Origin of the sequence: Endozoicomonas sp. ALC013, assembly GCF_049310205.1 — a bacterium.
In the GTDB taxonomy this organism is placed as follows: Bacteria; Pseudomonadota; Gammaproteobacteria; order Pseudomonadales; family Endozoicomonadaceae; genus Endozoicomonas.
On sequence record NZ_JBLYNS010000027.1, the window covers coordinates 1 to 25,285 of the forward strand.

Consider the following 25,285-nt stretch of genomic DNA (forward strand, 5'->3'; position numbering starts at 1 on the left):
TCACCCAGGACGGGGAGATTATTGCCCCGTCCTTCCCACGGAACTGTATACCTATCAGCCCAGTGATGGACCGGCAGCTACCAGCGCCTTACCTTCTTCGTTATCGGTAAACTTAACAAAGTTGGTGATAAATCGATCCGCCAGGTCGTGTGCCTTACGCTCCCATTCTGCCGGGTCCTCATAGGTATCCTGAGGGTTCAGAATACTGCCATCAACGCCAGCAACACTTTGCGGTACATGCAATCCGAAGAAAGGCAGCGTTTTGGTTTCGGCCTTATCGATAGAGCCATCCAGAATGGCGTCAATGATCGCCCGGGTTGCCTTGATGGAGATGCGTTTGCCGGTACCATTCCATCCCGTATTTACCAGGTAAGCGTTAGCGCCATGGGCTTCCATCTTCTTAACCAGCTCTTCAGCATACCTGGTTGGGTGCAGTGACAAGAAGGCAGCACCGAAGCAAGAAGAGAACGTCGGTGTTGGCTCCGTGATACCACGCTCAGTGCCCGCCAGTTTCGCGGTAAAACCGGAGAGGAAGTGGTACTTGGTCTGCTCAGGGGTCAGACGGGAGACCGGCGGTAAAACACCAAAAGCATCGGCAGTCAGGAAGATCACTTTTTTGGCGTGACCAGCCTTGGAAACCGGCTTAACAATGTTATCGATATGATACAGCGGATAGGAAACCCGGGTATTTTCGGTTTTTGAGCCATCATCAAAGTCAATGTTACCCTGGACATCAACGCTTACGTTTTCCAGCAACGCGTCACGACGAATGGCGTGGAAAATCTCAGGCTCATTTTCTTCTCTCAGGTTAATGGTCTTGGCATAACAGCCGCCTTCAAAGTTGAACACGCCATCATCATCCCAGCCGTGCTCATCATCACCGATCAAGGCACGCTTGGGATCGGCAGAGAGTGTGGTTTTCCCGGTTCCGGACAGGCCAAAGAAAATGGCAGTATCACCCTGCTCACCCACATTGGCAGAACAGTGCATGGACGCTATGCCCCTGAGCGGCAGAAGGTAGTTCATAATGGAGAACATCCCTTTCTTCATTTCACCGCCATACCAGGTACCACCAATCACCTGAATCCGCTCTGTCAGGTTGAATGCCACAAAGTTTTCCGAGTTGAGACCGTGCTCCTGCCATTTCGGGTTGGTGCATTTGGCACCGTTCATGACAATAAAGTCCGGTTTAAAGCCCTGCAGCTCATCTTCGCCGGGCCGGATAAACATGTTCTTGACGAAGTGAGCCTGCCATGCCACTTCGGTCACAAAACGCACACTCAGGCGTGTTTCAGGATTAGCGCCACAAAAACCGTCAATAATGAACAGACGCTTGCCGGACAGTTGATTGGTGACCAGTGATTTAAGATCTGCCCAGACTTCTTCAGTAATTTCCTTGTTATCATTTTTACCCTGGTCTGACCACCAGATGGTATCCCGGGTTGTATCGTCTTTGACGATGTATTTGTCCTTCGGAGAACGGCCAGTGAAGATACCGGTATCCACCGACACTGCCCCCATTTCAGTAACTACCCCTTGTTCATAACCTTCCAGCTCCGGACGGGTCTCTTCCTCAAACAGCGTTTCATAAGAAGGGTTATAAACCACATCAATGACATCCTTGATTCCGACAGCAGCCAGAGCTTCCTTTACGTTTACATGGGCCATGCAAAGTTCTCCTAAGGCAATACGCTCAACTTAACGTTTTGTGTTGTTAGATTATGGTAATTTTTGTGACGTGCTATGATAGGGTATTGGATCTATTATTGAAATATAACTCTGGAATTACAGGTTATAGACCCCCTCATCACGCCTCTTGGTTAATTGAGTCTGGTAAAAACGTTAAACCTTTGTCGGCTTAAAAGTATTGCCCCGAGTCAAATTTATCATCAGTCACTGGAAGAAAATACAGACGAATACTGTCGCCTTTTACTCTGACTGGCCAGAAATTCAATGGAATTTCTGACCGGATCGGAAGGAGAGAAATCAGAAAACTTCAGTGAAGTTGTGGTTTTTCGTTAAAGATTGAATCGATGTCATCTTTACCAAAAACATATTGGTGATTGCAGAACTGGCAGTCCATCGCCACCTGACCTTCTTCTTCAATAATTGACTCAATTTCTTTGCGATCCAGAGTGCTGATGATTTTTGCACTTCTTTCCTGAGAACAGGTGCAGACGAAACGAACAGGCTCCTTGTCAAAAATACGGACCGTTTCTTCATGAAACAGTCTGACCAGCAGTGTTTCATGATCCAGCTCCAGCAGCTCAGCATCTTGAGTGGTTTCGGCAAGAGCCGTCATGCGCTTCCAGGATTCAGCGCGAACGTCCTCGGAAAGCTCCACACTGGCAGGCAGAGCCTGCAACAGAAAACCGCCACAGGTTTGGCCATCACAGGCCAGCCACAGGCGGGTCTGCAACTGTACAGATTGAGTAAAATAGTCTTCAAGACTGGCTGACAGCGTTTCCTTTTCCAGGGGAACAATGCCCTGGTAACGCTTACCTTTGACCGGGTCCACGGTAATCAACAGGCTTGCCTTGCCCAGAAGCTCCTGAAGCGTTCCCTCAGAAAGATCATCCTTGAATTGTGCAACCGCTCTGAACGACCGCTGGTCGGTACATTCCACCATAAGCAAAGTCAATGGCCCGTCACCTCTGGCCTGAAGGGTAAGCAGCCCCTCAAATTTCAGTGTTGTACTCAACAGAAGGGCAGAGGCCACCAACTCCCCCAGCAGGCGTCTGACCACCTCGGGATAATTATGGGCAGCCAGGGCATCAACATAACTGTGGTTAAGGGAAACAATTTCACCGCGAATATCGGTATTTTCAAAGATAAAGCGTTGTACTGCATTATCAGTTCTGCTCATGAGCAACATTCCGTTTCGGGCTTATCAGAAAACTGACGACAGCATAATAAGATGTTAACCAACTACTTAACTACCGACCAAGCACAGGCAAGCCACTGATTTACTAAAACACATAAAATTGGAAGCGGCGTATTATATTACGATTCAGACAAAAACACTTCGCCCTGTTTATAGCTTCTCTTTCTAAATCGTTGTTTGGGTATAATCCAGGGAGGCCAGCTTGAGCTGGGAAAGGGCATATCAGAAAGGTCAGGTGCTTAATAACACAGTATCTACATCACCCCATTTCACACCTTCCAAGCCAAAGATGAAGCATGGGCAGCTGATCCAGCCCAAACGCCATAGGTGTCGACACTCGCAATAATCCTCCTGTAGAAGGCTGACCGATTAGAAAATACGACGTTTTCTAACCATCCAGATGCCAGCTTTTCGGGATAGAAAATTCCACATTTTCCAGTAGCCTGCCCACCGCCGCCAGAACACGGTAACGGGCATAGGTTTCCTGATAGATGGCGGACGTTAAACTGTTGCTTGACTGAAATAATTCATTTTCGCTGTCCAGCAAGTCCAGCAGTGTCCGCTTACCAATGTTAAATTGCTCCCGGTATGCCGCAACCGTATCCCGGCTGGCATCTTCATGAAGCAATAAATACTCACGTTGTGCGCCAATAAACTGCAGAGCCGCCCAGCTGATACGCATTGTTTCTTCGACATTTCTCATGACCCTGGCTTTCTCGGAGCGCCGCTCTTCTGCCTGATGGGCACTCTCCAGCAAGCGAGCCTGATCACCGCCGCCACGGAATAAGTTGTAGCGAAGCCGAACCATGGCGACCGTATCACCATAATCACCCAGCTGGCCATCGGCATTGCGCCTCCAGCTTTGGTCTAACTCAGCATCCAGTGATGGCAGATAACTGCTTTTACGGGAAGAGTATGCGTGTTCCGATGATTCAACATCCATTTCAGCCGCTTTGACATTGGGGTGATCCTGCCTGCTGTTTTTAATGGCATTTTGCAAATCTTCTGGCAAATCAAGATGTGCAAAGCCGGGAAACTCCAAATCACCGGGACTGTGCCCGACCAGGGCACGGTACTCACTTTCAGCATCCATCAGATTATTTCTGGCACTGATGAGATTGGCATTTGCTCTTGCCCGCCGCCCCTCTACCTGAATCAAATCAGAGCTTCGGGCCACCCCCTGACGGGCACGACGCTCAATCTGATCAAAAATTTCGTGATGAATGTCCAGGTTTTCTTCTGCCAGTTCCACCAGGTCACGACGCTCAAGCACTTTGAGATAGACATTGATAACCTGCAGCGCCAGATCTTCCAGTGTAGAGTAGAGTCGCCAGTGCTCCGCCTCAGCACCTTTACGGGCACCCTTCACGTTGTACCAGGTATTAAAACCGGCAAAGAGGTTCTGTTTCAGAGAAAATGAAGCTTCCTTGCGGGTGAGCTTGTCCCCATCGGTATCTGGACTGGTATCCTTTTGCTGTCTGCCGATACCGGCCGCAAGATCAATCGTTGGCCAGAAATCGGCAGCGACAGCATCGATATTTTTTCTCTCAGCCTTTAGACGGCTAAGAGCGACTTTTGCCTGAGGGTTTGAACGCAGAGCCTGGCCCAGTGCTTCTTCCAGAGATTCAGCTGAGACGTCAGCATTCCATCCAAGCAGGCCAGAAAACACGCTGATCAGCAGAAATTGAAAACGGTTCATGGAGGTCCCTGTCTCTTTCGCACGGAGATTTATTATCTAGATACATCGCCATGAACCGTCGGGACTTTACAGTTGGTTGGAAAAATCGTGACTTGTAACCATTACGTTTCTGGTCAGCAATGACCAACTTATGATAAAAAAGGATATTAAACGGTCCAGATATCCGGTTAAAACAGAATTAAGCCATTGGGAACGGACCAACAAGAAAAGAATGGCAGCGAACCATTGTCGCTTCTTCTGCGGATTGCCAGGGGTAAAACATGCAAGGTAGCGGAACAGACCTCAAGGTCATGATCATCGATGACAGCAAGACGATTCGTCGTACAGCTGAAACACTTCTGACCAAGGCGGGTTGCCAGGTGGTTACCGCCACCGATGGCTTTGACGCCTTGGCAAAAATCGCCGAGTCCGAACCGGACATCATCTTTGTCGATATCATGATGCCTCGTCTGGACGGCTATCAAACCTGTGCGCTGATTAAAAATAACAACGCATTTAAACAGATTCCCGTCATCATGCTCTCCAGTAAGGACGGTCTCTTCGACCGTGCCAGAGGACGAATTGCCGGTTCAGATTACTACCTGACCAAGCCATTCAGCCGTGATGAACTGTTCACAACGATTCGGGAACACTGCCCTGACTATGCTCTGGCCGTTTAAACGTACGTGAATGGGAAACCCCTGACGACGTCTCTGTCAATGAGACCCGGAAGGGTTCAGAAAATAAATAAAAGCAAGTAACCAAGTTTGGTGCGGCCCTTATTCAGGCCAAAACACCCGGGGGATTTATGGCTAAGGTATTAATTGTTGACGACTCACCAACCGAACTGTACCAGCTGAGCGCAATGCTCGAGAAACATGGTCATACCGTAATGACGGCTGACAACGGTGCCGATGGTGTCGCCCTCTGCCGGGCAGAGCAGCCTGATGCGGTATTAATGGATATCGTCATGCCGGGCCTGAACGGCTTTCAAGCCACCCGACAACTCTCTAAAGATGGTAGCACTGGACACATTCCGGTCATTATTGTCACCACCAAAGATCAGGAAACGGATCGCGTCTGGGGCATGCGACAGGGAGCCAGAAACTATCTGACCAAGCCCATTAAGGAAACCCTGCTTCTGGAAACGCTGAACGAAGTCCTGAGTGATGCTGCGGCCTGAATCAGGCCCGGCTACTCCGAAAAACCCTTTCGGACACGAGGGCTATCCCGCATTCGTCACGGTCAATTGTCAAGGGAACAATGAAGGAAAGGAGTACTATGAGCAACTCCAGTCATCCGTTCGACTATCTGGAGACACTTGAGCAAAGTGCTTCCCTGTACAGTGCTCAAATCCCGATAGAGCAAACTGATCTGAGCTACTGGAAGGGTGTCAGCTTTGTGCTGGACGGCCAGCATTATATGGTTCAGGTTGGTTCAATATCTGAGATTCTTCCCGTTCCCCAGACAACGCCATTGCCCGGTGTGCAACGATGGGTCAGGGGATTAGCGAATGTCCGGGGACGTCTGATACCCGTCGTCAGCCTGGGCGACTTTCTGAAAAGTAACCAGGCCAGTTATGTTTCCAGTCAACCCAATCACAACAACCGGATACTTGTTATCGAGAAGAAAGACATTTCCGTTGGCCTTATCGTTGATGAAGTAAAAGGTATGCAGCAGTTTACCGTCGGCAGCCACGCAGATGAGATACCGGCATCCATTCCGGAAAATATTCATCCATTTACCCAGGGCTCCTATGTCAAAGATCAACGCTATGTCGTATTCAGTGTTGAGGGACTCGTTACCAACGAGCGTTTTCTAAAAGCCGCCAGCGAATAAACAGGATTTTGATTTCACGTCAGAAATCGGGGAATAAACCATGAAAGGCAATCAAGCGAATACGGGACAGGGAAGCAAGGCTAACAGAGCCACGATCGCTTCGATCACCATGCTGGTGCTGTCCCTGTCAGTAATGACAGGTGCATTTATCTATAATGACCAGCAGTCCCAGCTGCTGCACACCCATGAAACCAATGCCAGTGAGCTTCGGGTCCTTTCCCAGCAGATTGCCAAAAACGCCTCAGAAGCGGCCTCCGGTAAAGAAGAAGCCTTTCCGCTGCTGAAAGAAGCAACAGCGATGTTTGGCCAATATATTGATGAGCTGAACCGTGCCAGCCTTTCTGTTATTCCCTTTATTGACACATCCAGCAGTGCTACTGCCCAGCAAATTGAAGCCCTGGATTCTTCATGGTCTGAAATGAAGGTAGAAGCCGACAGTATTCTTGCGGCACAAGACACCGTACTGTCTCTGCATGAAGTTGCTACCACACTGAGTGAAACCATTCCCCAACTGCAAATTGAATACGACGAGGTGGTAGAAATCCTTCTGGATAATAATGCGCCCTCTGACCAGATTGCCATGGCTCAGCGCCAGCCCTGGCTGGCAGAGCGTATTATCCGGAGTGTTGCCAAGGTTCTGGAAGGTGGCGAAGACTCCATCATGGCGGCTGACAGCTTTGGCCGTGATGCCAAGCTCTTCGGTCGGGTACTGCAGGGTATGCTGGAAGGTAACCTTGCCATGCGCATCAGTCAGGTGACCGATGATGAGGCCGTTGACCGTCTTATGGAGATCTCTGACCTGTTTGAATTCGTCGATGGCAGTGTTGATGAGATTCTGGAAACCTCTCCTGAGCTGTTCCAGGTACGCGCCGCCTCCGACACTATCTTCACCGATTCACAACAACTGCTGCAGCAAACATCGGTGCTGGCAGATACCCTGTCCACGTCCACTATTGAACAGAAGGCACTGGAGCTGGCCATCATGGCTTCCGGAGGCCTTTCCCTGCTGTTTATCCTGCTCACCGCCATGTCCATCATTATGGATACCCGCCGTCGTCTGGAAGAAACCAAAACCCAGAGCGAGGCGACCAGAGCCCAGAACGCTGCTAACCAGCAGGCCATTCTGCGACTTCTGGATGAAATGGCGGATCTGGCAGACGGTGACTTGACGGTTAAAGCCAGTGTTACCGAAGACTTTACCGGGGCCATTGCCGACTCCATTAACTTCTCCATTGAACAACTGCGCGCCCTGGTTAACACCATCAACCAGACGGCCGTCAAGGTTGACGCAGCCGCCCAGGAAACACAGGCAACCGCCCGACTGCTGGCCGAAGCTTCCGACCACCAGGCCCAGGAAATCGGCGCTACAACCCAGTCCGTGAACCAGATGGCCGAGTCCATTGATAAAGTCTCCAGCGGAGCCTCCGACTCCGCAGATGTGGCCGAGCGCTCGGTACAGATCGCGGCTAACGGTGGGTTGGTGGTACGAAATACCATCGATGGCATGACCACTATCCGTGAACAGATTCAGGATACCTCCAAGCGTATTAAACGACTGGGTGAGTCCTCTCAGGAAATCGGTGACATTATCTCACTGATCAACGAGATCGCCGACCAGACCAACATTCTGTCCCTGAATGCCGCTATCCAGGCATCCATGGCCGGTGAGGCAGGCCGGGGCTTTGCCGTGGTTGCCGACGAGGTGCAACGTCTGGCAGAACGGGTATCGGCAGCCACCAAACAGGTCGAAGCGCTGGTATCAACCATCCAGACTGACACCAACGAAGCGGTCATTTCCATGGAACAGACCACCTCTGAAGTGGTACACGGAGCCCGTCTGGCGCAGGATGCCGGTGTGGCACTGGAAGAGATCGAGCAGGTGTCCAACAGCCTGTCAGGCCTGATTCGGAACATTTCTGAAACCGCAAAAGTCCAGGCACAGTCAGCCTCACAGATCTCCAGCCGCATGGTGGCCATCCGGGATATTTCGATTCAAACCTCCTCAGGTACCAAGGCAACCGCTCAATCCATCGGTGATCTGGCCGGTATGGCCATGGAGATGCGTCAGTCGGTTACGGGTTTCAAACTGCCTGAAACCTCAGAGTCCTGACACTGACTCTGCAAGAGACGAGAGTATGACAACAAGCATAATGCCCGCCGCTCGGGCGCTCTTGTTAAACAGAGCGTTAAAAAGAGCGCATACGACAGCGGGAATGGTAGCTGGAAACGGGAGCCAGGCATGGTCGAACAGCGTGAATACATAGGTCTGGACTGGGTTATCGGAGAGATTGAAGGCACCCTCACTGAAGCCCGTCAGGACCTTGAACAGTATGCTGATTCCACAGATGAGGCTGTGTTTCTGGAGAATTGTCGTACCAAAATCCAGCAAATTCACAGCACGCTGAAGATATTGAAACAGAAGGGAGCCCGGTTACTGACCCGGGAAATTCTGCTGTTATTAGATAGCCTGAATGAGACTCCGGCGAATAACAATCAGCAACGGCTGGTGGTACTGATGCAGGCGATGCTTCAGCTGCCAGGCTATCTTGTCCATACCTCCAGATCTGGCAGGGATACCCCCAGCCTGCTGAAGCAACTGCTCAATGAAATGCGCCAATTACGCGGGCAGCGGGCGCTGTCTGATATTGATTTTTTTGCACCGGCCATCGTTCACACCATTGCACCAATCCCGGAAGCACAGCTGAACAAGCTGCTGGCCAGCGGCTTTGCGGTTCTGGTACGGAAAATACGGCAGAAATATCAGCTGTGTCTTGCCGGCATTCTCAGGGACAGCCAGCGGGACCAGCAACTGACGGTCATCAGTAAAATATTTGCCAAGCTGCAAAACCTTTGCTGGGACTCGCCAATATCCCCGCTATGGGATGCCTGCACCGCATTCTCCGAGGGCCTCAAGGAAGGCTCTATTGCCATAGACAGTCACGCCATAAGAATCCTTCGTGAAATGGACAATCAGTTCAAGTGTCTGGCCAGTGAGGAAGCCAAACGCCTGAACACCCCGCCCTCGGAAGAGATACTGAGAGGGATTCTTTATCGGATCGCCAAAGCAAACAGTGATCATGCGCTTATCCTCTCTCTGAAGCGACGATACTCTCTGGACCAGGCCCTGGAGGCAGAGCCGCAGGATGCCAGGCTGCTCAACATTGATGCAGCAACATCGGTGGTGAAAGCCATCAAGGAAGAGCTCACTCATATCAAAGACGCTCTGGATCTCTACCTGCTGAACCCCGGGGACAATCAATCCAGGCTTCGGGATCAACTGGCCACCTGCCAGCAAATCTCTGACACATTAGGCATGCTTGGCCTCGAATCGTTGCAGAAAATCATGCACAGAGAGCATCAACATCTGCAGATGATTCTTACTGGTGACCACTCACCCGAAAAAGTGAACGACACCCTGATCAATACGGCGGCCCGGTTGCTTGAAGTGGAGTCCGGACTGAACCAGTTCATGGGCCTCAACCGATCGGTAACCGGCCAGAGTTCTGTATCAGCACAGATAAACGATATTCACCAGAAAGTAATTTATGAAGCCCGGAACAACCTGAAAGAGGCCAAAGGCGCTGTGGAGGGCTATCTGGGCAGTGATTATAATCCGGAGTTCCTGGTCAAGTTATTACCCCTGATGAAAAGCATCCAGGGCAGTCTTGCCATGATTCCTCTGGACCGTGTTGCTGAGTTAATCAGTCGCTGTTCAAGGCATATTCAACAGCAATGGCTGGACAAAAACCTCAAGCCCGGCCTCGATGAGCTGGATGCAATGGCCGATAGTTTGTCCAGCATTGAATACTATCTGGAACAGTTGAGTGGTGGGGCTTCTGCCTACGTCGAAAAAACGCTGGATATTACCCGGAAAAGTATTGATCGGCTTGAGTCATTCGTTACCGTCACAAAAGCAGAACCTGCGGTGCCAGCCATTTCATCCACCCCGAAACCTGAAGCCAAAGCTAACCCGTTCGCTGCCCACCTGCTTTCCGATGAAGAGAGAGCGGCCCAGGAGGAACAAGCGGCTGACAATGACGTTATTGAGTTTCACTATGAAAAGCCTCTGCCGTCAGCTACCGGAGCGGTTGCTGCCAGTGAAAAAGAAGCAGACTACGGCCCAACCATAGAGTTCTCAACCGACAGTCTGAGCCCCTCCCAGGCAGTTACCGGGAAACAGGACACGACCGACTCCAACTCGATCAATATAGTCCACAGGGAGAACCTGATTCCGGCAGCGGCGTCTATTGAAAGCCCGCTAACAGTGAGTGATGAGCTGGCACAGACGATTGATTTTTCGGCGAATGAAGAAAATCTGTCGGACCTGGAAAGCGGCTCTTCTGAAGAAACGTTCTCACTTTCTGAGGTTTTGACCTCTTCACCAGATAGTACCTTAACCACATATAACACCCCGGGCAGCGATGACATCACCGGGGATCTGACACCGTCACACCACTCTTCCCCAAAGGACACTCTCTCTAAAGAAGACACGCTCTCTAAAGAAGACACCTTCAGCCTGTCAATGGATGAAGATGATGACGACGACCTCCATGAAGTTTTCGTCGAAGAAGCGACAGAAGTTCAGCAACAGCTCAAAGCGCTACTGCCACAATGGCGCAGTAATATCCATGATGCAGCCACCACCAATGAGATCAGAAGAGCCTTTCATACATTAAAGGGCAGCGGCCGCATGATCGGTGCTGACGTTATCGGTGAGCTGGCATGGTCATTGGAAAACATGCTGAACAACGTGGTCAAAGGCACGATTAAAGCGTCTGAGCCAATAGCTGAGTTACTCCATGAAGTCATCGCTATGCTGCCTGAACTGGTGAATGATTTTGCCAGGGACAGTCAACAGCTAACACCGGAAGTTCTGCTGTGCATGGAAAAAGCAGATGCCCTGGGGAAAGGAAACCACTTTGTCGTTGATAGTGAGGAGCTGGTAGAGCCTGAGCAGCAAGAACCGGCCATGATGTTTGGCAACATTATCGAGGACAATGCCGAAGAAGCCCTGCATAGCGACGTTGATGAGCTGGATAATGAACTGACAGAGCCTCCGAAAACTGAGGCAATCAGTAACGTTGCAATTGAAGAGCAAACCGTTGAGCTGGATAGCGGGTATGACCAACAGTTACTGGCCATTTTTGATACAGAAGCCAGAAGCCATCTCAGTGTCGTCAAAGAGTTCATCGCCAGTAGCTATCAAATGGGTGGCGATATCCAGATTACAGATTCTGTCCAGCGGGCACTGCACACCCTGAAAGGCAGTGCCTTTATGGCAGAGATTACCCCCCTTGCCGAGCTGGTTGCCGCTATTGAAAAGACCATCAAGGAATTCCGGGCACACCTGGTGCCTGCTGATAGCCAAGTCATCAGCATGCTTGAACAAGGGGTAGACCTGATTGAGGATGCACTGCAACAATTGCAAACCAACTCCCACCCTCTGGAACTAAAAGTTGATAGCTTTCTTAACTGGCTTGGTGCGCTTCATAACCAACTACTCAGCAACAGCTTGCATGATGAGTCTGCCCCGGAGCCTGCACCAGTAAAGCAGCCAACAGGCCAACAGGCAGCACTTTTCCTGGCCAGCGACCTTGACCTGTTACTGGATGCCAGCAGCCATCTGAAATCATGGGTTAACGGCACGCCCCACGAGGAGCTTGACCGGTTCAAGTTTGAACTGAAAGTGCTTGCTGAGAATGCCAATGAAGCAGGTTTGTCGGCTATCACAGAGCTCTGTGATGTGTTACATGATGTCTGCACTTATCTGGAGACCCATGAGACCCGCCTTCCCCAACAGTTACTGCCGCCATTTACAGACGGCTTCGAAGCCCTGGTTGAAATGATGAACCAGGTGGCTTCACAGCAAACGCCGGAACCCCCACACGCAATTTTCAGCGCTCTGCGTGAAGCACTGGAGTCTTTGCTGTTTGAGCAGGCATTAAGTCAGGCAGACCCAGACCTGACGTTCGAAGAAGACCTCGAGGATCATGACTTTGATGCCCTGCTTGATTTTGATGTCGAAACAGAGGCAGCAGAAGACATCGACTTATCGTTCACTGAAGATAATCGTTTCAAACCGATAGCCCAGCCGTCCTGGAGTGCTTCAGTCACGGCAGAAGGCACCTCTTTTGCTCCGTACAGCAATGGGTCAGAGCCCGAGCCGGAGTTGCATAAGCTGTTTATCGAGGAGGCTTATGAGCTGCTCGAAGACTCAGCCCAGTCTCTGGAAACATGGCTGGGCAATACCAGCGATTTACAACCGGTTCATGAGCTTCAACGATGCCTGCACACCCTGAAAGGGGGAGCAATGATGGCAGAACTTCATGAGCTTGGAGAACTGAGCCATGGGCTGGAAGATATCTATGAATCCATTGCCAATGGCAGCTGTGAGCCTGAAATCGCCCCTCTGGCGCTGATTCAGAAAACTCACGACACCATAGAGACAACACTGAAAAACCCTGGCAACGGGCAGCCATCCCCTGACGTACAGCGCATGCTGGAAGAGCTCAGGCAATGGCAGCATAGACTGAACACCAGCCACTCAACCGCTGAAGAGCCTGACACTCTTCCTGACTACCTGGGGCAGGCTGCGCCAGCCAAACCTCTCGCCGGGACCTTTGATGAAGATACATGGGTCAATAACCTGTCAGAACTGCCAGCACCTGAACTACCGAAGCCGATGCCCGGTCAGGTACCGGAACCCGTTTCTACCATCCGGGTAGTGCCCCAGACCACTGCCGATGGGTCAGAGACAACGCTTCAGTCATCACTCAGTGAAATGGTCCGCATTCCCCCGGAACTTCTGGAAACCCTGATCAATCTTGCCGGGGAAACCAGCATCAGCCGCTCCCGCATTGAGCAGCAGACGACAGATGCCTCCAGAACCCTGGAAGAGATGAATCGAACCATTCTGCGGGTTCGGGAACAGTTGCGGCGACTCGATATCGAAACGCAGAGCCAGATCATCTCCCGGCACCAGGGCGATCTTGGTGATAACCCTGATTTTGATCCACTGGAAATGGACCAGTACTCAGAACTGTCACAGCTCTCTCACTCACTGGTGGAGTCCGCCTCTGACCTTATGGATCTGCGGGAGGCCCTGCAGGAAAAATCCCGGGATACAGAAACGCTGCTCCAGCAACAGTCCAGAACCCAGATTGAGCTCCAGGAGCAGCTGATGAAAGCCCGGATGGTATCGTTCAGCCGACTGGTTCCCAGGCTGCGCAAGATTGTCCGTCAGGTGTCTGATGACCTGAACAAGCCCGTCAAGCTTGTGGTCAGTAATGCTGAAGGTGAGATGGACCGAACCATGCTTGAGCGCATGCTTGCTCCGCTGGGTCACATGCTCCGAAATGCCATTGGTCACGGCATCGAAGATTCATCGGCAGAAAGACAGAATTCAGGCAAACCTGAAGTGGGCCAGATTGCCTTATCGATCCGACGCGATGGTGCCGACGTGGTGGTTGAGTTGTCCGACGATGGTCGTGGCATCGATATTGAAGCCGTAAAAGCCAAAGCGATTGAACAGCAACTGATCAGTCCTGACGAACCGGTAACGGATCAGGAAGCCATCGAACTGATCATGAAGTCCGGATTCAGTACCGCAAGCGAGGTGACCCACCTTTCTGGCCGCGGTGTCGGGATGGATGTTGTGAATAACTCGGTTCGCCAAATGGGCGGCAGTATACAGGTTAAGTCTGAGGCCGGGCTCGGCACACAATTCTCTCTCAGATTGCCATTTACCCTGTCCATTAACCGGGCGTTGATGGTGGAAGTAGGCAGCAGCCTGTACGCACTGCCGATGCATGCCATTGATGGCATCTCCATGGTGTCAGCAAGCATGCTGGCCGATTGCTACCAAAACAGAGCGCCACTCATCTATGGCAATGGTACCGAGCACCAGCTGATCTACATGGGCGCTCTTCTCGGTACTGGCAGCCCCAAAATAAGTGACGGCCAGTGTCCGGTCGTCATGGTGCAAAGAGGCAGTGAGAATATAGCGGTTCAGGTTGATGCTATCGTGGGTAGCCGGGAAATCATTACCAAGAGTCTGGGCATTCAGTTCTCCGGTCTTGCCGGGGTAAACGGTGCCACCATTCTTGGTGATGGTCGGGTTGTGGTCATCCTTGATCCGGCGGCACTTTACCGCAAACATCAGCTGGTCATTCAGGAAGCCAAACCTGACGCCGTGGAAAGGCATGAACCGGACAGCAGTGATCAGGCCATGAGAGTGCTGGTGGTGGATGACTCGGTGACCGTAAGAAAAGTCACCAGTCGTCTGCTAACCCGTCAGGGATACGAGGTGATCTCGGCACGGGATGGTGTGGAAGCCATGACCCGTCTCGCTGAACAGAAGCCAGACATTATGCTGCTGGATATCGAAATGCCCCGTATGGATGGTTTTGAGGTGGCCAGCGCGGTCAGGAATGACCCTGGGCTTCAAGACCTGCCGATTATCATGATCACCTCCAGAACCGGTGAGAAACATCGCCACCGGGCCTTAAGCCTGGGTGTCAATGAGTACATAGGCAAGCCTTTCCAGGAAGGGCCATTACTCGAAGCGATTGAAAAACTGATTGAAGTTGAGACAGCGTGATAACAGGGCTTCCCGGGAAGCCCTGCCCTTCACAACAACCGCACAGTAGCAGAAAGAAGAGGAAACCATGTCCCACAAGCCCATTTCGTCCGTGCTGATCCCCATGCAGCAGCGCCCCCTGCTGATACCTTCAGTATGCATCGCCGGTATTCAGGACTACAGTCGGCCGGAAGCCAATTACCCGGAAACCGAATGGCTGCTGGGTGATCTTGACTGGCGGGGCACAAAGATCCCGGTGGTTTCCTTTGAAAGACTGAACCAGGGACGATTTGCCGAGTTCTCTGCCACCAATCGTATTGCCATTATGCATCGCACCAGCAAAAACGATAGCCTGCCATTCTATGCCATGGTGGTGCAGGGGATTCCACAGCCATTAACACTGGTACGGGAAGAAGTACGGAATTCAGCCGAGGAAAAAGGCCCCATGGAGAAATATCGGATTATTATGAGAGACGTTCCTGCTTCAATTCCGGATCTTTCTCTTGTGGAACAGAAATTGACATCCTCCAGCGATTTAGCTGGTGGAGGTTGTTAATGAAACGAAAAAGCCAAACCATTACCTATTTGCCCGTTACTTATCCACAATTTGGTGACGAAAACTGTTCGCAATTTGATAGTAAGGCCATTCGTTTAATAATCAGTTCCCCGGTCCTGTAACTTATCTACCGAACTGCATCACGAACGTTGAGATAAAGGCGGACAGGATCAAAAGTTCTTTTTAACCGATTTAAAACACCAGATGTTAGTGATGTTTTTGCTATAAAATTCAAATTGCTATCTTTTATAGTGGTTTTGTATATCTGAAATAATTCAGATCCCAAATTGGCTTCCTGCTTGATTGTTGCACCATACCATTTTGGTGCCAACAACCTGTGCTTCACGCTAACGTTAAGTTTTGCTTCCAGAACCTGTTGGCAAAAAGCTTCCGTACTGTGAGCTTTGCCTTTAAGAAAAGCACTGTAGAGACCCGGCCTCAATGGCCATTCAACTTGATTAGCTGTTATCAGATTCTCTTTGATATGAACGCTGAGATTACTGGCTAAAACTAATTTACAAAAAACCTTAACACACTCACTGTGGTTTTTTTCCATGGCTTCGTGCAAAGCGGGCGCTCGATAATCTGGCCCGTCTAACCCTTCAATAGGAGATAAATCAATAGCCATTAGCTGTTCTTCTTTCCAGCAATCAGAGTTATTTGTTGATAGTATCCATTCGCAATAGGTGCGGGCAAGGTCAGCTTGGCCATTTCTCATAGCCAGAAGAAGACCTGGCGTGTTGTTTAAAAGGGCTTGGGGTGCCAACAGTTTCTGCTTCATTTCAACGTTCAGGTTACTGCATTGTACCTGATCGAGAAAGGCACTGATGCAGTCGGTATGACCTTTTTTGAGCGCTATGTAGAGACCGGGAATACCAGCAGGGTTTTTGGCTTCCAGCAGTGTTTGCTTTACCCACTCATCGCGGGGGCTGCCCAGTATTTGCTGACAATACTGGATGACAAGTTGAGCATTGCCAGCCTGGAAAGCATCAAACAGACGGGAAGAAGCCTCACAATCACTATTGTTGAGCACGGGCAAAGACTGATTCTTGCCAACTGACTGATTGGTTAATGCCACTGCATTTGCAAACGGGCCATTTACCGCAGTATTACTACCATTAGCTGAAGGACTCACTTCGGCTATCCCGATCTGAGGTGCAGTACCTTCAGGCACAATTGCCACTTTATTGGTAATTAATCTGCTGACATTTTTCTGGTCCAACCGGGGAAAACCCGGTTCACCCAGCTGAGGTTTGAATAATTCAGTTTGATTAACAAAAGCTCTGGTAATTTTGTCGGTTTGGATTTGCGTTACTTCATACAAACCCTGGAAAACATGACTGGCAGATGTATCATCCGGACGTGGGCTTTCAGGATTATAATTAATACCTGCACTGGGATTATTGTCATTATTAACTGCAAACATACAAATTATTTCTCTAACTGGTTATGGCGATTCAGGCAATCCTGTGCATGAATAAATTATCATAGTGCAATATTTATTCTTCGCAAACGATTCAATAATCCCAAAAATTTTCAGGTGGTTTTTAATTCAACAGTTAATATTCCTTCTGTTTTAAATCGGATGCTTTTTCGGCAACGTGTGTTTAAACCGTCATGGTTGCTGGCGGGATTCCCGCAGCCAGTGCTTCTCATACCGCAGACATGAACTGGAGCAGGACTGGCTGGTAGATGGTCTATTCACCGCAAAGCAATATAACGACCATGGTCAACCAGTCCATCGGTCATCTTAACGGTGCCATCCTTTGCCACAACAACGGCTTCGATAAATGCCTGTTGACATAAATAGTGCAACGCATCATCCGCCGAGGATAAAAAGCCGGCAGTACTCCAGATTTCACCATCAACGGAGTGTTTGGAAATAATGGTCAGACTGGCAATATCCGTGGCAATGGGCATACCGGTTTGTGCATCCAGCAGATGGTGGTAACGCTGACCATTGACATCAAAATAGCGTTCGTTGATGCCAGAGGTGACCATGGAAGCATCGTTCAGTGGCAGCGCACGAATAATGGCACCCCGCTCTGCCAGAGGGTTTTGAATACCCACATTCCAGGCCCGGTTGGCATTGGTGGGGGAGTGACCGATGGTGACCACATTGCCCCCAAGACTGATAAAGCCATGGTCAACACCGGCGTTGACCAGCGCTTGTTTGACCTGATCGGCAAAATAGCCTTTCGCGATGGCCCCCAGGTCGATCTCCATACCGGGTTGACGCAAAAATACCGTTCTCTCCTGCTCGTTCAGGACAATGTTATCGGGATCAACCAACGCCAACCGTGCCGATATCTCCGCCGCTGAGGGCAGTCTGGCATCCCGAAAGCCGATGCGCCAGAGCTTGACCAGAGGGCCAATAGCAATATTGAAGGGATTGTGCCTGTCCTTACTTACCGCCTTGGCGACGTTGATCAGGTGAAAAAGATCAGACTCAACCGCGATGGGTGCGATACCCGCATTTTGGTTGATCGCCATCAGCTCACTATCTGGTTGATTGACAGCAGGCTGATTGACCGTGAACCGCTGGGCGTATTGGGAAAGTTGGTGATAGGCCGCTTTGAGCAGCTGCTCACCATTTTGATGATAAACGACCAGATCAATCAATGTTCCCATCATCTGGAATCTGGTCTGGTACTTTTGCATGAAATAGTTCGCTGCTAAAAAGCCCGCCCCGCCACTTGGCAGGGCAGGCTTTTGGTTGTCGCCGCTACACCTTAAACAAGGTCCGCCGCACTTTCACCAGCAATACGGCCAAACGTGAAGATATCGATCAGGGCGTTACCACCCAGACGGTTACCGGCATGGATACCGCCAGTGACTTCACCCGCTGCGTACAGGCCAGGAATAACGTTACCATCCTTACCAATCACTCGTGTGCTGGTATCGATCTTCAAGCCACCCATGGTGTGGTGAATAGAAGGCTGACGTGGTGTGGCGTAGAACGGTCCGTGCTCCACCTTCAAGCCGAACGCACTCTTGTTGAATTCAGGATCGTGGCCCTGCTCAACACATGTGTTGTACTGCTTGATGGTTTGCACAAATTCCGCCTGTGGCACACCAATCTTGTCGGCCAGTTCTTCCAGCGTATCCGCTTCCAGGATGATGCCTTCGCTGATTTCACGGGCGATGGTTTCATCGGAGGTGTTGGCCGCTGTTTTGCGAATCTCGGCATCGGCAATCATGTAAACAGTACCACCGTTGTCGAAGAAAGAGTCGGCCAACTTGTCACGGGTACCGCACTCATCAACAAAACGCTTGCCCTTCTGGTTAACGAAGACAAAGTTCTCCGGTGGTACAATCAGGCCAGTCAGCAGAGCACCGGACTTCGGATCACCGATTGGCATCAGCTGGGCAAAGCCCATTCCCACCAGCTCGGCACCGACTTTTTCACCCATTTCGATACCATCACCCACCAGCGCAGGGGAGTTGGTGGTTTTGATATCGTCAGCAATATTTTTCCAATAGGTGTTGTACTTCTTGATCATCTGGGTATTGGCACCAAAGCCGCCAGAAGTCATGACCAAACCGTGGCTCGCTTTTACAATCAGATCATTACCGTTGGCCTGGATCGCCTTGACACCCACAACCTTGCCATCTTCAACGATCAGGTCAGTAGCCCGGGTATCGGTGATGATGCGACCATTCTGTTCCAGAATGCGCTTTTGCAGCTTATCAACAAACTCAACACCTTTTGGACGCTTTGGCTTGTGGGCACGACGCCACAGGGCACCAACAGCGATATCCACCAGGCCACGCTCAAACTCGATGCCTTTCTCGCTCAGCCAGTCAATGGACTCCATGGAGCGGGAAGTCAGCTGCTTGACCAGATCGTATTGACCATAGATGGTTTCGCCATTCAGGTCGGTACGCTTACCGCCCAGGTAGGTCTGGATGCGGTGCAGTTCAACCGAGTCGAACAGGTATTTGTTGCCATGGTCGTGCTGGTTGAAGTAATCATCCAACTGTGACTTCAGGGTACGGAAATCGTCCAGATATTCGCCGACGAACTCAGACTCTGGCGTCTCAGCCAGGGCCATCAGGGTCTCTTTTTCACCCGCCAGTGCCGCGAAATCAACCTGCCACGCGGGCTCAGCAGCGTTAACCCAACCGCCGGTACGAACCGTGTTACCACCGATGGCCGGGAACTTCTCCAGCAGGATAACTGACTTGCCTTTGTCCAGGGCTGTCAGTGCCGCACTCAAACCGGCACCGCCACCACCGATCACCACCACATCGGCGCTCTCTTCGATGGTTTGCGCGATCCACTCAACTGCCTTACGCGCTTTCACACGCAGAGCCTCGGAGTGACCACCGGCCAGATCAACCGCATTGGAAACACCGTCGATTACCGCCTGACTACTGACGGTTGCGCCGGAGATCACGTCAATATTGAGCGTCTGCTCATCAACGATCTGCTGTGGAATACGCTCAAAGGCCGGGTTGGCGATACCGTCTGACTCTCTGGAAGAGTCCACCACAATCTCAAGAATCTCATCTTCAGAGAAGGTTACCGTCACCGGCAGGTCACCATTGTGGCCACGGCCATAAGCGGTATAAGTTCCTGGCTGGAAACGGATCTCAATACCTTGCAGCTCTTTGATGCGCTGATGTTTTTCCGCTTCTGCCGCACTGTCGACAATCATGTAATCCATGATGTCCCACAGCGGCGTCGGGATCAGCAGGGCTTCCTGCTGAGCGATATCGGCGAACTCGGCGCAGGTTTCATTGTTCAGAGCCTTGGTTGCCCAGGTAGGTTCAACCAGGTAGCCCTTGCCCACGGCCACCATATCATAACCCTGGGCCAGTGCTTTTTGTGCATCGGCAGTCTGGGCAATACCACCCACACCGATCACCGGTACGCTGGCCACCGCCTCAGACTGCAGCTGACGATACTTGTTGATCAGTGGCTCTTTGTCTTCCGGGTTTACGATGGAGTTACGTGCCCAGCTGCCCATAGAGAAGTGGAAATAGTCCAGGCCTTCTGTCGCCAGTTTATCCAACAGGAACATGGTATCTTCAAAGCGGATACCCGGCTCTTCGATCTCTTCAGGTGAGAAGCGATAACCGACAATGAAATCAGCCTTGTTATGAGACTGTGCCACCTGCTTGGTTTTGGCCAGAACAGCCAGCGGGAATGTGGTGCGCTTTTCAATATCGCCACCCCACCGGTCATTTCTGCGGTTGGAGTGTGGCGAGAAAAACTGCTGGATCAGGTAAGTGTTGGCACCGTGGATTTCAACACCATCAAAACCGGCGATAATGGCACGGTTCACGGCATTGCCGAACAACTCGATCATCTCTTCGATTTGCTCTTCGGTCATCTCCAGCGGGGTTTCCGCATTATCACGCAGCGCAGCGACAGGGCTGGCCGAGATCGGTTTATGGCCACCATTAAACTCAGGCGTTGCCATACGACCGGCGTGGTAGATTTGCAGAATAGCTTTTGAGCCTCTGGCCTTGATGGCATCCGCCAGTTGCTTCAGACCAGCAATTTTGCCGTCAGTATCGATACCCAGTGCGCCGGGGAAAGCTCTGCCGTAATTTTCCACAAAAGCACTTTCGACAATTACAGCACCCGCATCGCCAGAGCGAGCGGCGTAATAGGTAATCATCTGCTGGGTGACGCCGCCATCAAAAAAGGCGGATTGAATCGTCATCGGAGCCATCAAGATACGATTCTTGAACTTGTTACCTGATTGAAACAGAACTTCGTCGATCAAATGAGCCATCAAGACTTCCTTATTTCAACCCAATGACCGTACAAACGTTTGCTCACTGGGCTGACTGTTTATGGAATAAATACTTTTGTTAAGACCAGTATCAAGACAAGGGCTCAATATTAAGCCCAGCGAAAAATCATCGGCATTTTTTCACACCATCAACTTTGCATGTATAGTGATAAACACCCATATATCCCTTTGAGTTGCATGAAGTTTTGCTATAAAAATGGTTTTGGGGCGCTAATTTAGGCGATACCGAAAACAGCCGCTGAAACAGGACCAGAACACGAGATGGCCGGTGGTTTCTGATAAGGTGGGCGCAGGTCTTTTTCGGTAATAAGAAAGTCAGTAGCAAGGAGAAGTGGGGTAGTTTCGTCAACCCTTCTATTCTGATCCTGAAAACGGCCCGGACACCGACCAATAGTGTGAAGAATCACAGAATAACCGTTATGGCAGCACCGGGCGACAAACATTCAGTAGTCTCCCCAGAGGTACTGCATCAGCGTAATCGCCACTACCGGTGCAGTTTCCGTTCTCAGCACACGGGGGCCTAACGCCAGCGGGTTGAAGCGGTGACCCTCAGCCAACTCAATTTCCTGAGCGGTTAATCCACCCTCCGGGCCAATCAACAGAGATACCGATTCTGGCTGGGCAAAACCACTGAGTTTCTCTCTGGTTCGATGATGCAGTACAAAGTTCAGTTCAGTCGCCCGGGTGGTGAGCCAGTCTTCCAGCTTAACGGGCGTATGTATGGTCGGTACGATGTTACGGCCACACTGTTCACAGGCACTGATAGCCACCTGTTGCCAGTGTTTGACCCGTTTATCCAAACGTTCTGCATTCAGCTTCACCTCACAACGCTCACTCCATAATGGGGTAATGGCGGTAACACCCGCTTCCGTTGCCTTCTGAATGGCATAATCCATACGCTCACCACGGCTGAGTGTCTGACCCAGCTCAATAGTCAGGGGGGACTGGGCATCACCCTCGATAAACGACTCAAGATAAACGGTAACCGACTTTTTGCTAACGCTCTCTACGGTTCCCTGCCAGGCTCCCCCTTGACCATTAAACAGCACCAGGGGCTCTGAGGGTCTCATGCGCAAAACACGGCCAACATGATTGGCGGCATTTTCAAAAAGTTCGATGGAGCTGTCAGCCTGAAGCGGCTGCGCTGAATAAATACGAGGGTTTCTCATGGAGGGGCACTGGGTTGAGAGTTATGAGTTACGGAGGAACAGGAATAATAATACCATTCACAATTCCCTCACAACTCATAACTCATGCCATCAATCAGCCAAAATGCCCAGGTTATCGCAGATACCCTGGCAGGGAACCGCCTGATTAAGGGTATAAAAGTGCAAACCCGGAGCACCACCTTGCAGTAACCTCTCACAGAGCCGGGTTACCACCTCTTCACCAAACTGCTTAATACTGCTGATATCATCGCCATAGGCTTCCAGTTGCTTACGAATCCATCGTGGAATCTCGGCACCACAGGCATCGGAAAAGCGAGCCAGGCGGCTATAGTTGGTGATCGGCATGATTCCGGGAATCACCGGGAGATCAATGCCCAGTGAGTGCGTACGCTCCAGGAAATAGAAATAACTGTCTGCATTAAAGAAATATTGGGTAATCGCCGAATCCGCGCCGGCATCCACCTTACGCTTGAAGTTTGCCAGATCCTTTTCCATATTGGGTGCCTGCGGATGAACTTCCGGATAAGCGGCAACCTCGATATGAAAGTGATCCCCGGTTTCAGTACGAATAAACTCCACCAGCTCATTGGCGTAGCGCAGTTCGCCACTGTCACGTCCCATACCTGAAGGCAGATCACCTCTCAGGGCAACAATACGCTCAATGCCCTGGTCACGGTAAAAATTCAGCAACTCTTTAATCTGCTCCCGGGAGTCACCAACGCAGGAAAGGTGAGGAGCGGTTGCTATTCGAGTCTGGCTCTGAGTTGACAGCACAGTTTCAAGGGTTCTGTCCCGTGTTGAGCCACCAGCACCGTAGGTCACCGAGAAAAATTCCGGTTGGTATCTGGCCAGGCTGAGGGCATTCTGCTCAAGTTTCCGGGCACCCTCTTCTGTTTTAGTGGGAAAGAACTCAAAGCTGACAGGAGTATTATTGGTTATTGTATTTGCCATGGTAATCACCAGCAGAGGTCGCTGGCTGGTGAAGAGACATCAGCCAGCGAAAAAGACATCCAGGAGGCTGTCCGAGAATAGACTGCCCTACGCGGCAACTGCTCCTGCGTTGCTCTAGCTCCTGCGTCCATGCAGTCGTGCGGTGGCAGCAAATTGGTCTAAAAATTCGCTTTTGTTCGGCAAATAGCCCCGCTATTCACCTCACAAAACCGAATTTTTATCCTCAATTTTCTGTCATCCTCGCTACGGGGTCGCCTAGACGGGCGCTATTCTCGGTCAGCCTCCTAGTACTTGTAATCGTCGCTCTTGAAGGGGCCATCAACAGGTACATTAATGTAGTCGGCCTGGCCTTGAGTCAGCCGGGTAATCACACCACCAAAGCCTTCCACCATGTAGGCAGCGACTTCTTCATCCAGTTTCTTGGGCAGTACGGTCACCGCCAGCTTGTCTGATTTTTGATCGGCTGGCAGATCAGCAAACCCTGCTTCATAAAGATGAATCTGGGCCAGAACCTGATTGGCAAAGGAGCCGTCCATGATACGCGACGGGTGTCCGGTAGCATTGCCCAGGTTTACCAGTCGCCCTTCGGACAGCAGAATCAGGTGATCATTGCAGGAGTCATCCCGGACGATCTTGTGAACCTGCGGCTTGACCTCTTCCCAGGTCCAGTTATCCCGCATGAACTGCGTGTCTATTTCGGTATCAAAATGGCCAATATTGCAAACCACACAGCCATTTTTCAGGGCTTTCAGCATGTGCCGGTCACAGACATGAACGTTACCCGTGGTGGTCACCAGCAGGTCAGTGGTGGTCAGCAGCTCCCGGTTGATAGAAGCGTCGGTGCCATCGTTAACACCATCAATATAGGGTGAAACCACTTCAAAGCCATCCATACAGGCCTGCATGGCACAGATCGGATCCACTTCCGTGACCTTTACAATCATCCCTTCCTGACGCAACGAAGCGGCGGAACCTTTGCCCACATCACCGTAACCAATCACCAGCGCTTTCTTGCCCGCCAGCAGATGGTCGGTGGCCCGCTTGATGGCATCATTCAAAGAGTGGCGACAGCCATACTTGTTGTCGTTCTTACTTTTGGTGACCGCATCATTGACGTTGATGGCCGGTACTTTCAGGGTACCTTTTTCCAGCATCTCCAGCAGGCGGTGAACCCCGGTGGTGGTCTCTTCAGAAATGCCGTGAATGTTGTCCAGCAGTGCAGGGTACTTGTCGTGTAACAGCAGTGTCAGGTCACCGCCGTCGTCCAGCACCATGTTGGCTTGCCAGGGCTTACCGGCACCATCGAGGACCGTCTGCTCAATGCACCACCAGAACTCTTCTTCGGTCTCACCCTTCCAGGCAAATACCGGTATGCCAGCTGCGGCAATGGCGGCGGCGGCGTGATCCTGGGTAGAAAAGATATTACAGGAAGACCAGCGTACCTCAGCACCAAGTGCGACCAGCGTTTCAATCAGTACCGCAGTCTGGATGGTCATGTGAATGCAGCCCATGATCTTTGCGCCTTTCAGCGGCTGAGAATCACGGTATTTGGCTCTGATCGCCATCAGTGCCGGCATTTCACCTTCAGCAATCTGAATCTCGCGCCTTCCCCAGTCCGCCAGGGAAATATCAGCCACCCGGTAGTCCGGGCCCTTGGTGGCGCTGTGCAAATCAGCAATTAACTCAGGGTTAGCACTCATAAAACGTATCCTGTTCTGCGTATTATCCGAATTATTTTGCAGTCTAGCAGCGGCAACAACCTATATCAACAAACTTTGATATAGATACCGCATTCGCTTTATTGGCAAGGTTGAACAATACAGAGGAAAGGAAAGAGTATTGAGAAAAGCAGGTAAAAAAGG

Annotated in this window: 15 protein-coding genes; 6 read left to right on the forward strand and 9 right to left on the reverse strand. The window is 51.0% G+C overall.

The window, feature by feature from the left end:
- Positions 1 to 54: 54 nt before the first annotated feature.
- The 3 genes from pckA to ACO6V1_RS07505 form a co-directional block, all read right to left on the reverse strand.
- Positions 55 to 1,668 carry a phosphoenolpyruvate carboxykinase (ATP) gene (gene pckA / locus ACO6V1_RS07495; RefSeq protein WP_422466371.1) on the reverse strand — a complete coding sequence of 538 codons (1,614 nt, stop codon included), beginning with the start codon at positions 1,666 to 1,668 and terminating at the stop codon, positions 55 to 57.
- Positions 1,669 to 1,996: 328 nt separating this feature from the next.
- Complete coding sequence (gene hslO, locus ACO6V1_RS07500; protein ID WP_422466373.1) at positions 1,997 to 2,866, reverse strand: Hsp33 family molecular chaperone HslO; 870 nt, start codon at positions 2,864 to 2,866, stop codon at positions 1,997 to 1,999.
- A 406-nt stretch (positions 2,867 to 3,272) separates the two neighbouring features.
- Positions 3,273 to 4,583 carry a TolC family outer membrane protein gene (locus ACO6V1_RS07505; protein ID WP_422461036.1) on the reverse strand — a complete coding sequence of 437 codons (1,311 nt, stop codon included), beginning with the start codon at positions 4,581 to 4,583 and terminating at the stop codon, positions 3,273 to 3,275.
- Between the two features lie 260 nt (positions 4,584 to 4,843).
- Between ACO6V1_RS07505 and pilG the strand changes: the two genes are divergently transcribed.
- The 6 genes from pilG to ACO6V1_RS07535 all read left to right on the forward strand — a co-directional run bounded on the left by pilG (position 4,844) and on the right by ACO6V1_RS07535 (position 15,535).
- Positions 4,844 to 5,242 carry a twitching motility response regulator PilG gene (gene pilG / locus ACO6V1_RS07510; protein WP_101745268.1) on the forward strand — a complete coding sequence of 133 codons (399 nt, stop codon included), beginning with the start codon at positions 4,844 to 4,846 and terminating at the stop codon, positions 5,240 to 5,242.
- A 128-nt stretch (positions 5,243 to 5,370) separates the two neighbouring features.
- Positions 5,371 to 5,745, forward strand: coding sequence for a twitching motility response regulator PilH (pilH, locus tag ACO6V1_RS07515; protein WP_101745267.1), 375 nt, complete (start codon positions 5,371 to 5,373; stop codon positions 5,743 to 5,745).
- A 98-nt stretch (positions 5,746 to 5,843) separates the two neighbouring features.
- The gene (locus ACO6V1_RS07520) at positions 5,844 to 6,401 is read left to right on the forward strand and encodes a chemotaxis protein CheW (protein WP_422449683.1); all 558 of its coding nucleotides are present in this window, start codon (positions 5,844 to 5,846) and stop codon (positions 6,399 to 6,401) included.
- A 133-nt stretch (positions 6,402 to 6,534) separates the two neighbouring features.
- Entirely contained in the window at positions 6,535 to 8,511 is a 1,977-nt protein-coding gene (locus ACO6V1_RS07525; protein ID WP_422450537.1) for a methyl-accepting chemotaxis protein, read from the forward strand.
- A 129-nt stretch (positions 8,512 to 8,640) separates the two neighbouring features.
- Complete coding sequence (locus ACO6V1_RS07530; protein ID WP_422466375.1) at positions 8,641 to 15,000, forward strand: Hpt domain-containing protein; 6,360 nt, start codon at positions 8,641 to 8,643, stop codon at positions 14,998 to 15,000.
- A gap of 67 nt (positions 15,001 to 15,067) precedes the next feature.
- Positions 15,068 to 15,535 carry a chemotaxis protein CheW gene (locus ACO6V1_RS07535; protein WP_422449681.1) on the forward strand — a complete coding sequence of 156 codons (468 nt, stop codon included), beginning with the start codon at positions 15,068 to 15,070 and terminating at the stop codon, positions 15,533 to 15,535.
- A 127-nt stretch (positions 15,536 to 15,662) separates the two neighbouring features.
- On the opposite strand, the gene ACO6V1_RS07540 is transcribed toward ACO6V1_RS07535, so the two are convergent.
- The 6 genes from ACO6V1_RS07540 to ahcY form a co-directional block, all read right to left on the reverse strand.
- A complete protein-coding gene (locus ACO6V1_RS07540; RefSeq protein ID WP_422449680.1) occupies positions 15,663 to 16,961 on the reverse strand; it encodes a hypothetical protein in 1,299 nt (432 codons plus the stop codon).
- Between the two features lie 275 nt (positions 16,962 to 17,236).
- Complete coding sequence (locus ACO6V1_RS07545) at positions 17,237 to 18,196, reverse strand: FAD:protein FMN transferase (RefSeq protein WP_422449679.1); 960 nt, start codon at positions 18,194 to 18,196, stop codon at positions 17,237 to 17,239.
- Positions 18,197 to 18,267: 71 nt separating this feature from the next.
- A complete protein-coding gene (locus ACO6V1_RS07550; RefSeq protein WP_422466376.1) occupies positions 18,268 to 21,282 on the reverse strand; it encodes a flavocytochrome c in 3,015 nt (1,004 codons plus the stop codon).
- A 464-nt stretch (positions 21,283 to 21,746) separates the two neighbouring features.
- The gene (locus ACO6V1_RS07555) at positions 21,747 to 22,472 is read right to left on the reverse strand and encodes a 16S rRNA (uracil(1498)-N(3))-methyltransferase (RefSeq protein WP_422461022.1); all 726 of its coding nucleotides are present in this window, start codon (positions 22,470 to 22,472) and stop codon (positions 21,747 to 21,749) included.
- 90 nt (positions 22,473 to 22,562) lie between these two features.
- Positions 22,563 to 23,423, reverse strand: a complete 861-nt coding sequence (metF, locus tag ACO6V1_RS07560; protein WP_422461020.1) for a methylenetetrahydrofolate reductase [NAD(P)H] — start codon at positions 23,421 to 23,423, stop codon at positions 22,563 to 22,565.
- A gap of 284 nt (positions 23,424 to 23,707) precedes the next feature.
- Positions 23,708 to 25,123, reverse strand: coding sequence for an adenosylhomocysteinase (ahcY, locus tag ACO6V1_RS07565; RefSeq protein ID WP_422466378.1), 1,416 nt, complete (start codon positions 25,121 to 25,123; stop codon positions 23,708 to 23,710).
- Positions 25,124 to 25,285: the final 162 nt, after the last annotated feature.

Coding starts and splice junctions, on each gene's coding strand:
- pckA (WP_422466371.1), bottom strand. CDS start 1,668: ATGGCCCATGTAAACGTAAAGGAAGCTCTGGCTGCTGTCGGAATCAAG.
- hslO (WP_422466373.1), bottom strand. CDS start 2,866: ATGAGCAGAACTGATAATGCAGTACAACGCTTTATCTTTGAAAATACC.
- ACO6V1_RS07505 (WP_422461036.1), bottom strand. CDS start 4,583: ATGAACCGTTTTCAATTTCTGCTGATCAGCGTGTTTTCTGGCCTGCTT.
- pilG (WP_101745268.1), top strand. CDS start 4,844: ATGCAAGGTAGCGGAACAGACCTCAAGGTCATGATCATCGATGACAGC.
- pilH (WP_101745267.1), top strand. CDS start 5,371: ATGGCTAAGGTATTAATTGTTGACGACTCACCAACCGAACTGTACCAG.
- ACO6V1_RS07520 (WP_422449683.1), top strand. CDS start 5,844: ATGAGCAACTCCAGTCATCCGTTCGACTATCTGGAGACACTTGAGCAA.
- ACO6V1_RS07525 (WP_422450537.1), top strand. CDS start 6,535: ATGACAGGTGCATTTATCTATAATGACCAGCAGTCCCAGCTGCTGCAC.
- ACO6V1_RS07530 (WP_422466375.1), top strand. CDS start 8,641: ATGGTCGAACAGCGTGAATACATAGGTCTGGACTGGGTTATCGGAGAG.
- ACO6V1_RS07535 (WP_422449681.1), top strand. CDS start 15,068: ATGTCCCACAAGCCCATTTCGTCCGTGCTGATCCCCATGCAGCAGCGC.
- ACO6V1_RS07540 (WP_422449680.1), bottom strand. CDS start 16,961: ATGTTTGCAGTTAATAATGACAATAATCCCAGTGCAGGTATTAATTAT.
- ACO6V1_RS07545 (WP_422449679.1), bottom strand. CDS start 18,196: ATGCAAAAGTACCAGACCAGATTCCAGATGATGGGAACATTGATTGAT.
- ACO6V1_RS07550 (WP_422466376.1), bottom strand. CDS start 21,282: ATGGCTCATTTGATCGACGAAGTTCTGTTTCAATCAGGTAACAAGTTC.
- ACO6V1_RS07555 (WP_422461022.1), bottom strand. CDS start 22,472: ATGAGAAACCCTCGTATTTATTCAGCGCAGCCGCTTCAGGCTGACAGC.
- metF (WP_422461020.1), bottom strand. CDS start 23,423: ATGGCAAATACAATAACCAATAATACTCCTGTCAGCTTTGAGTTCTTT.
- ahcY (WP_422466378.1), bottom strand. CDS start 25,123: ATGAGTGCTAACCCTGAGTTAATTGCTGATTTGCACAGCGCCACCAAG.